Annotated in this window: 8 protein-coding genes and 1 tRNA gene; 1 reads left to right on the plus strand and 8 read right to left on the minus strand. The window is 61.1% G+C overall.

The annotated features are described in order from the left end of the window. Positions 1 to 34: 34 nt before the first annotated feature. The 8 genes from LKX83_RS31440 to LKX83_RS31475 all read right to left on the minus strand — a co-directional run bounded on the left by LKX83_RS31440 (position 35) and on the right by LKX83_RS31475 (position 8,085). Positions 35 to 123 (minus strand) — tRNA-Ser (locus LKX83_RS31440). 76 nt (positions 124 to 199) lie between these two features. After that, positions 200 to 1,486, minus strand: a complete 1,287-nt coding sequence (gene serS / locus LKX83_RS31445) for a serine--tRNA ligase (RefSeq protein WP_227887165.1) — start codon at positions 1,484 to 1,486, stop codon at positions 200 to 202. A 43-nt stretch (positions 1,487 to 1,529) separates the two neighbouring features. After that, positions 1,530 to 2,108, minus strand: a complete 579-nt coding sequence (pdxT, locus tag LKX83_RS31450) for a pyridoxal 5'-phosphate synthase glutaminase subunit PdxT (RefSeq protein ID WP_227887166.1) — start codon at positions 2,106 to 2,108, stop codon at positions 1,530 to 1,532. Between the two features lie 173 nt (positions 2,109 to 2,281). Continuing rightward, complete coding sequence (gene pdxS / locus LKX83_RS31455) at positions 2,282 to 3,163, minus strand: pyridoxal 5'-phosphate synthase lyase subunit PdxS (RefSeq protein WP_227887168.1); 882 nt, start codon at positions 3,161 to 3,163, stop codon at positions 2,282 to 2,284. A 108-nt stretch (positions 3,164 to 3,271) separates the two neighbouring features. After that, the gene (locus LKX83_RS31460; RefSeq protein WP_227887170.1) at positions 3,272 to 4,612 is read right to left on the minus strand and encodes a D-alanyl-D-alanine carboxypeptidase family protein; all 1,341 of its coding nucleotides are present in this window, start codon (positions 4,610 to 4,612) and stop codon (positions 3,272 to 3,274) included. 211 nt (positions 4,613 to 4,823) lie between these two features. Then, positions 4,824 to 6,281, minus strand: coding sequence for an IMP dehydrogenase (guaB, locus tag LKX83_RS31465; protein ID WP_227887173.1), 1,458 nt, complete (start codon positions 6,279 to 6,281; stop codon positions 4,824 to 4,826). A gap of 170 nt (positions 6,282 to 6,451) precedes the next feature. Continuing rightward, entirely contained in the window at positions 6,452 to 7,648 is a 1,197-nt protein-coding gene (locus tag LKX83_RS31470; RefSeq protein ID WP_227887175.1) for a putative glycoside hydrolase, read from the minus strand. Between the two features lie 146 nt (positions 7,649 to 7,794). Beyond that, complete coding sequence (locus tag LKX83_RS31475; RefSeq protein ID WP_227887176.1) at positions 7,795 to 8,085, minus strand: hypothetical protein; 291 nt, start codon at positions 8,083 to 8,085, stop codon at positions 7,795 to 7,797. A gap of 707 nt (positions 8,086 to 8,792) precedes the next feature. Between LKX83_RS31475 and LKX83_RS31480 the strand changes: the two genes are divergently transcribed. Beyond that, positions 8,793 to 9,036 (plus strand): hypothetical protein (locus LKX83_RS31480; protein WP_227887178.1); only part of this gene is annotated, 244 nt, incomplete at its 3' end.

Raw genomic sequence — 9,036 nt, forward strand, 5'->3', positions numbered from 1 at the left:
CCCGTGATACAGGAATCGGTCGAATTTGCTTCTATGGCGGAGAGAGTGGGATTCGAACCCACGTGGGCTTGCACCCTAACGGTTTTCAAGACCGCCCCGTTATGACCGCTTCGGTATCTCTCCAAGATGACGGGCAGTCTCCATGCTCCCGGGGGAGCCGGACCTGCTCCGTAATCATATCACACGCTCAAAACAATGATCAACCCCTGCGCGGCGCGATCCGTTCGACTCCGCCCATGTACGGGCGCAGCGCTTCCGGCACGACGACCGTGCCGTCGGCTTGCTGGTAATTCTCGAGAATGGCGGCCACGGTGCGGCCGAGGGCGAGGCCGGACCCGTTCAGCGTATGAACGTGCTCGGGCTTCGCGCCGGGCTCCCGGCGGAAGCGGATGCCGGCACGGCGAGCCTGGAAGTCCTCGAAGTTGGTGCAGGACGAAATCTCCCGGTACGCGTCAGCACTAGGCAGCCAGACCTCGAGGTCGTACGTCTTCGCCGAAGCGAAGCCCATGTCGCCCGTGCACAGCGCGAGCACGCGGTACGGCAGGCCAAGCACCTGCAGCACGCGCTCGGCGTGGCCGGTCAGCGCTTCGAGCGTCTCGTAGGACGTCGCGGGGTCGACAAGCTGCACGAGCTCCACCTTGTTGAACTGGTGCTGGCGAATCAACCCGCGGGTATCCCGGCCGGCCGCGCCCGCCTCGGAGCGGAAGCACGCACTAAAGGCGACGAGCTTGCGCGGCAAGTTCTCAGGGCTCAGAATTTCCTCGCGGTGCAGGTTTGTCACCGGCACTTCGGCGGTCGGGATGAGATAGTATTCGGTGTTCGCGACCTTGAACAGATCCTCCTCGAACTTTGGCAGCTGGCCGGTACCGACGAGGCTGTCCCGGTTGACGATGTACGGCGGCAGGATCTCTTCGTAGCCGTGCTCGTCCGCATGCAGGTCCATCATCAGGTTGATCAGCGCGCGCTCGAGGCGGGCGCCGAGTCCTTTGTAGAAAACAAAGCGCGAGCCGGTAACCTTGGCCGCCGCTTCGAAGTCGAGAATATCGAGCTCGGCGGCGATGTCGTAGTGCGCCTTCGCTTCGAAGGCAAACGAAGGCTGTACACCGACCCGTCGCAGCTCGATGTTATCTTCCTCGGAAGCGCCGACCGGCACGCTCTCGTGCGGCACGTTCGGAATGGCGAGCAGCAGGGCGTCGATCTCGACCTCGAGCTCGCGCAGCTCCTCGTCGAGGGCCTTGATCCGGTCGCCGACCGTCTTCATTTCCGCGATGAGCTCGTCCGCATTGCCGCCGTTCTTCTTCAGCTTGGCGACCTCTTGGGAGACGACGTTGCGGCGGTTCTTCAGGTTATCGCTCTCCGTCTGCAGCTCCCGCCGCTTGTTGTCGAGAGCCGGGAAGGAAGCGATCAGCTCCTCCGGGGCGTTGCGGTTGCGCAGCGCCTGCGCGACCTTGTCATAGTCGTTGCGTAACACTCTAACGTCGATCATGGTTACGGTTGAACCCCTTTCCCATTGAAGGGTGATATGGTCCTCATGCCCCGGCGGCTTCGCGGGCCATGTCCAGGAACAGGCCGTGCAGACGGTAGTCGTCCGTCAGCTCGGGATGGTAGGAAGAGGCGAGCAGGTTGCCCTGCCGCGCGGTGACGATCTCGTCCTTGTAGAAGGACAGGACGTCCACTTGGTCTCCGACTTGCGTGATGAGCGGCGCGCGGATGAACACGGCCCGCAGCGGCGTTTCGATCCCTTTCACGTCGAGGTCCGTCTCGAAGCTTTCCCGCTGACGGCCGAACGCATTGCGCGCCACCGTCATGTCCATGAGGCCCAGATGCGGTTCCTCTCCGCTCTCCAGCCGCTCGGCCAGCACGATGAGGCCCGCGCAGGTGCCGAATACCGCCTTGCCGGACGCCGCGAATTCGCGAATCGCCTCGATGAAGCCGTATTTGCGCATCAGCTTGCCGATGGTCGTGCTCTCGCCGCCCGGTATGATGAGGCCGCCGATCTCGGCCAGCTCTTCTACGCGTTTGATGGCCACGCCCTCGCCGCCGGCCAATTCGATGCTGCGGATATGCTCCGCTACCGCCCCTTGCAGGGCCAGCACTCCGATTTTCATCGCTTTCCCGTCCTTTGCTTTCCCGGCTGCCGCCGGCTTCGATTCCCTCCGATGAGGGTAAGAGGGGATAATCCGATCCCCGACTGAAACCAATCGGGGCGGCTCCGCAGGCGGCTCTGTAAGCCGTCGCGAAGCCGCCCGATCCGTGACCCCTTACGCGGGGAAGACGCGTCTTAGATGCCGCGCTCCTGCATGCGCTGGGATGGGTCCAGCTTGGAGATCTCGATGCCCTTCATCGGCGTGCCGAGGTTCTTGGACACGCGGGCGATCAGCTCGTAGTCTTGGTAGTGAGTCGTCGCTTCGACGATGGCGCGAGCGAACTTCTCCGGGCTATCGGACTTGAAGATCCCGGAGCCGACGAAGACGCCGTCCGAGCCCAGATGCATCATCAGCGCCGCGTCGGAAGGCGTCGCTACGCCGCCGGCCGCGAAGTTGACGACCGGCAGGCGGCCCGTCTCGTGAACGCCGAGCAGCAGGTCGTACGGCACGCCCAGCGTCTTGGCTTCATGATACAGCTCGTCCTTCGACAGGTTTTGCACTTTGCGGATTTGGCCCGTTATGAGGCGCATATGGCGGACGGCTTCGACGATGTTGCCCGTGCCCGGTTCGCCCTTCGTGCGGAGCATGGATGCGCCCTCCTGGATGCGGCGCAGCGCTTCACCGAGGTCCTTGGCGCCGCAGACGAACGGTACCGTGAACTCGGACTTGCTGATATGGAACACGTCGTCCGCCGGCGTCAGCACTTCGCTCTCGTCGATGTAGTCGACGCCGAGCGATTCGAGCACCTTCGCTTCGACGTAGTGTCCGATCCGGGCTTTGGCCATGACCGGGATGCTGACGACCTTCATGACCTCTTCGACGATGGTCGGGTCGGCCATGCGGGCGACGCCGCCTGCGGCGCGAATATCGGAAGGCACGCGCTCCAGCGCCATGACGGCGGTGGCGCCTGCCGCTTCTGCAATTTTGGCTTGCTCGGCGTTCATGACGTCCATGATGACGCCGCCTTTTTGCATCTCGGCCATGCCGCGCTTAACTCTCGAAGTACCTGTCTCCATTTTCATACGCCTCCAATACATTCTAACCATTTATTTTACAGGAACGTTGCCGAATAGACAACCCGAAAGCTCGGAATTCCGCGGCCTGCGGGCGTTTGCGCAAGCAGTTTAGAACAGGTTGACGATGCCTTTGAACAGGCCGCTGAAGAAGTTGCCGATCGCCCGCAGGAACAGCGTGAACCAGCCGGCTTTCTTGACGTCTTCCGCCGCGATCAGATCGACCGTCGCGAGCTTTTCTTCCTGCGTAGCCGGGTCCTTGTATTTGTAGGTGACGGTCCCGACCTTGTCGCCCTGCTTCACCGGAGCGAGCAGCGGATCGGAAGCCGGCTTGACCTCGGATACGGTAGTCTCGATGTTCTGGCCCTTCGGCACCAGGACGGTGATGTCGGTTGCGGTAACGACCGGCAGCTTCGTCTTGCCGCCCTTCTTCACTTTCAGCGTCTCGTGCTCCGGTACGGTGCTTTTAGCGGCGATAATGGTCTTTTTCTCGAAGTTATTGAAGCCGTAGTCGAACAGCTTGGCCGTCTCGAGGAACCGCTTGCCGTCGTTGACGCCCCCAGGCACGCCCATGACGACCGCGATCAGGCGCGTGCCGTTCCGCAGCGAGGTGCCCGTAAAGCAGTTGCCCGCCTTGGACGTGTGGCCCGTCTTCAAGCCGTCGACGCCGGGGTAGGCGAATTTCTTGAAGTTCGTGACGTCCTTGTTCGTCTCGAGCATCCAGTTCCAGTTGATGACCGGGTCCTTGTCCGTCTTGCGGAACTTGAAGCTCGGGATCTTGGAATGCTCGAGGAATTCCGGATAATCGTTAATGATATGATACGCCAAAATCGCCGAATCTCTCGCCGACATGACGGTTTCGCCTTCGATCGACGTCGGCCGGTACGCCGCAGGCATATCCGCGCGGTCGAGACCGGTCGAGTTGATGAAGTGGGAATCCTTCATGCCCAGCTCTTGGGCCGTCTTGTTCATCAATTGGGCAAACGCTTCTTCAGACCCGGCGACCGTCTCCGCGAGCTGCACCGTCGCGTCGTTCGCCGAGCCAACCGCCATCGCGATGTACAGCTCTTCGACCGTATGCTTGTCCCCGACGGCGAGGAATACGCGGCTGCCGATTTGCTTGGCGGCGTTCTCCTGAATGGTGATCGTCTCATCCCATTTCAGCTTGCCTTCCTTGACCGCCTTGGATACGAGGTATTCGGTCATCATCTTGGTCATACTGGCGGGGGGGAGCGCTTCCGAAGCGTTGTTTTGATAGAGGATCTGGCCGGTGGCGGCATCCATCAAAATCGCCGACTTGCCGAGGAGCTGCAGGCCGCTGGCATCCGGAGCCGCAGAGGCGGGACGGGACGTAAAGGCGGCTAGCAAAAACACCAGGGCAAGGAAGGCGGCCAGGTATCGTTTGGGTGACAAGAGCGGCGAACGGAGGAAGATCGAATGAGGTCGATTCAACGCGCGGTCTCTCCTTTATATCTATCAATTGTTATCGTTCGTCAGGGAACTCCGTCTGTTATTGTAACATAACCCGGAGGCAAGTAAAATGCGGCTTCGGCACCCTTCCGGAGCCGATGCGACGGCGGCCTGGAAGATTGCCGAGGACGCGAAAAAAGAAAAGCCGCAGGGCAGCACGTTCTGCCCTGCAGCTTCGTCTCGTGGCGATCGGTCACATCGAGTAGTTCGGCGCTTCCTTCGTAATCTGCACGTCGTGCGGATGGCTCTCGCGCAGCCCCGCGCCCGTGATCCGGACGAACGCCGTGTCGTTGCGCAGCTGTTCGAGCGTTTCGGTACCGCAATAGCCCATGCCAGAGCGGAGACCGCCGAGAAGCTGGTGAAGCGTGTCCTTAAGCGGTCCTTTGTAAGGAAGACGGCCTTCAATGCCTTCAGGAACGAGCTTGGAGTCGTCCTCCTGGAAGTAGCGGTCCTTGCTGCCTTCCTTCATCGCGCCGATCGAACCCATGCCCCGGTACGATTTGTACCGGCGGCCTTGGTAAATTTCGGACTCGCCCGGACTTTCCTCGGTGCCCGCGAACAGGCTGCCGAGCATGACGGCGTTCGCGCCGGCCGCGATCGCTTTGGTGATCTCCCCGGAGTACTTGATGCCCCCGTCCGCGATGATCGGCACATTGTACTCCCGCGCGACGGTCGCGCAGTCGTAGATCGCCGTGATCTGCGGCACCCCGATGCCCGCGATGACCCGCGTCGTGCAGATGGAACCCGGGCCGATGCCGACCTTGACCACCGACGCCCCGGCTTCGATCAGGTCGCGCGTCGCTTCGCCGGTCGCCACGTTGCCCGCGACGATCGTCAGATCGGCGTACCGCTCGCGGAGCTTGCGGACCATCGTGACGATGTCGATATGATGGCCGTGCGCGGAATCGACGACAAGGAGGTCGACGCCGGCCTTGACCAGCGCGTCCGCCCGATCGAACGTATCCTTCGAGACGCCGACCGCGGCGCCTGCCAGCAGGCGGCCTTGCGCGTCCTTGGCCGCATTCGGGAACTGGATCGCTTTTTCGATATCCTTGATCGTGATAAGGCCCTTCAGCGTGTTCGACTCGTCGACGAGCGGAAGCTTCTCGATCTTGTGCTTCTGGAGGATGACCTCCGCTTCCTGCAGCGTCGTGCCGACCGGAGCCGTCACGAGATTGTCGCGCGTCATGACTTCATGGATCTTGATGGAGTAGTCGTGTACAAAACGAAGATCCCGGTTCGTCAAAATGCCGACCAGCTTGCCTTCGCCGTCGACGATCGGAACGCCGGAGATGCGGTATTTGCCCATCAGCTCCTCGGCATCGTACACATGATGATCCGGCGTGAGGGAAAAGGGGTTCGTGATGACGCCGCTCTCCGAGCGCTTCACCCGGTCGACCTCTTCCGCCTGCTGCGCCACGGACATGTTTTTATGAATGATGCCGATTCCGCCTTCACGGGCGATTGAGATCGCCAAGGCTGCTTCCGTGACCGTGTCCATGCCTGCGCTGATCAACGGAATATTCAGCTTGACCGAAGGGCTCAGCGTTGTCGAAACGTTGACGTCCCGGGGCAGGACCGACGACTTGCGCGGCACGAGCAGCACGTCGTCAAACGTAAGACCTTCCTTGGCGAATTTGTTTTGCCACACGACGAATTTCCTCCCTTGAATGGTTTGATTGCGGGGTGCTCCAAAATTGAATTATAGGCAATCTTAGCAGAGGCTTTGGGGGCTGTCAAGGCGCGCAGAATACCGAAAAAGCAGCCCGTCCGGCCAGGGTGGAAAAGCCCTCCATGTAAGCGTTTGTGCGCTCTGAGCGCTCAGGCCGAAAGGAGCGGATAGCGGCTCGCGGCGTTCCAGAGCATATAGCTGTCGATCCCCGCTCGCCGGGCTGCGCGGACTTGCTCGCGGATCTGGGCCGGACCGTAACGCTGGTGCGGATGCACCCATCCGGCCGTGAAGCTCTGCAGCCACGGGCGTACCTGCGCCGTCTGAATCCCGGCCGCTTGCAGTTTGCGGTTTTGCTTGGTCGCGTCCTGAAGCGCGTGTGCGACGACGGCACCCGGCACGAGATCGGGCTTCGCGATGCCCCACATGCCCGGATCGTAGTGGGAAGGATAAATCATCGGCGAGATGACGTCCACTTCCGTCGCGACCGTTCGCCAGCTCTGCCCAATTCCGCTGTCGGGTCCGGGAGTGGCTACAAGGCCGAAAACGTCGGCGGAAACGAAAGCGCCCGCCCGGTGCACGCGCGCCGCGGCCACGTGCAGGAAACGCCTGATGATTTCGTTTTTGCTTAGGCCTTCGGGGTTGCGAAAGCGGACTTCGCGATTGACGCGGGCTTCGTTCTCGGGAAAACGCACGTAATCGAACTGGATCTCGTCGAACCCCATCCGCGCCGCGAATTCGGCGACCGCGAGCGGATACGGCCACGCATCCTGCCGGTACGGATCGATCCAAGCCGAACCGGATCGGTCCTTCCAGACGCCGCCGGTTTTCGACTGAAGCGCCAGAGACGGCTTGAGCGCCGCCAGGCCGGGATCCTTAAACGTCACGACGCGCGCGATGACATAAATATGGCGCTGCTTGAGCCGCTGGACAAGCTGCTGCAGCTTCGGCGCGGACCGCGTCTCTACGACGCGGATGCGGCCCGCGGCGTCCTTGGATTTGCCGAAGGCGCCGGCGACGTCGATAACCATCGCATTCAGCTCCGTCTGCTCGACGAGCGAAATGAGCCTGTCCATGCGGCTGCTCCTTGCGACGTTGGCCGTTACGTAGATGGCCCTGACCGGCTTCCGAGGGTGTTTGATCTGCGCAGGCTGGGACAGCGCCGCTTGACTCTCGTCCGAGAGACGCTCCTCGGCTGCGGAACGGCTTTCCGCTCTGATGCCGTCCGGCCGTGGAGCGGAAGGACGGGCTTCCTGCGGATGGACCGCGCATCCGGTCTGCATCAGCGAGGCGATTCCGATCAGGAGAAGTAAAATGGCTTTGGAGTAACGTAGACGAAACGGGTTCACGGCAGCTCCCTCCTTCGCTCGTTTGCGTAGGTAGTATCTGCCGCCCTTGCCGGATCGTTGAGTTGGAAGTTATGGAAGCCTTCCCTGCTCAAGCCACGGCTCCCGCGTTCTCACCGGATCCATCTTCCCAAGCTCGGATCCCCCGGTTATTCGCCTTGTTCCTCGCTGCCTCCGTCACGGCCCGAGACGCTGTCCTCGGCTTGCGCCTCCTGGCCGGGTTTACCGGCGCGGACGATCCAGCTCGCTTGCAAGTCGGCTTTCTTGCCGCTGGCGGCAAGCACCGACGCGGCGAGTCTCCATTGCTCCGCTTGAAAGGACGAGGACGATGTCGAAGCATGCGCGCCGTTGGCCCAGGCCGAACCGCCGACCGTGAGCATCAAAACCAGCGTGCTGGCCGCCATTACCCTTGCTTTGGTCGCGTTTTTCATTGATTTCATAGGGGTCACGCCTTCCGAGTTGATCGCTTGTTTACCTGATCTTAGCCCATCGAACTTAGGATTACTTTAACCCTGGCTTAAAGAACGGTTAAAAATGGCGACCATGGAAACGAGGATTGATAAAGGTGGGGGGAGGAGAAGAGCACGGGTGCGGCACGGGTGCGCGTGCAGGGCGGGTACGAGCACAGTTGCGGATGTAGGCACAGGTACGGGTGCGGTACGGATGCGAGCGCAGGTGCGGATGTAAGCACAGGTACGGGTGCGGGTACGAGTGCAGGTGCGGAGGTAGGCACAGGTATGGATGCGGGTACGAGTGCAGGTGCGGAGGTAGGCACAGGTATAGGTGCGGGTACGAGTGCAGGTGCGGAGGTAGGCACAGGTACGGGTGCGGGTACGAGTGCAGGTGCGGAGGTAGGCACAGGTATAGGCGCGGGTACGAGTGCAAGTGCGGAGGTAGGCACAGGTATAGGTGCGGGTGCGGGTACGTGTGCAGGTGCGGAGGTAGGCACAGGTACGGGTACGGGTACGGATGCGAGTGCGGGTACGAGTGCAGGTGCGGTTGTTGGCACCGGTTCGGGTGCGGTACGGATGCGTTACAGATACGGTACGGCGCATCGGCTGCAAATTGCCTCGTCGGGAGCTCAAAATTGATTTAGTTGCATTCGTACCACTAATCCAGTGCCATAATGGCTCAGAGAACGGAATAGATGCAAAAATACCACAAATTCATGCGAAACCTGCCTGAAACGCCAAAAACGGCCCATTTAGTTGCACGTTTGCAACTAAAGGGCCGTTTGGCGGCTGTTCGAGCGGAAATAGAGGTAGATTTGCAACTAACCTTGCCCGGACAACAAAAAAAGGGCTTGCGCCCTGAAAACCGGATGCGAAACGAAGCTGAAACATCTTCACCTGTGACTTGCCTTGGCTTGAGCCTTTGCTTGCAGGAGACAT

It is taken from the genome of Cohnella baijiui, assembly GCF_020731285.1.
In the GTDB taxonomy this organism is placed as follows: Bacteria; Bacillota; Bacilli; order Paenibacillales; family Paenibacillaceae; genus Cohnella.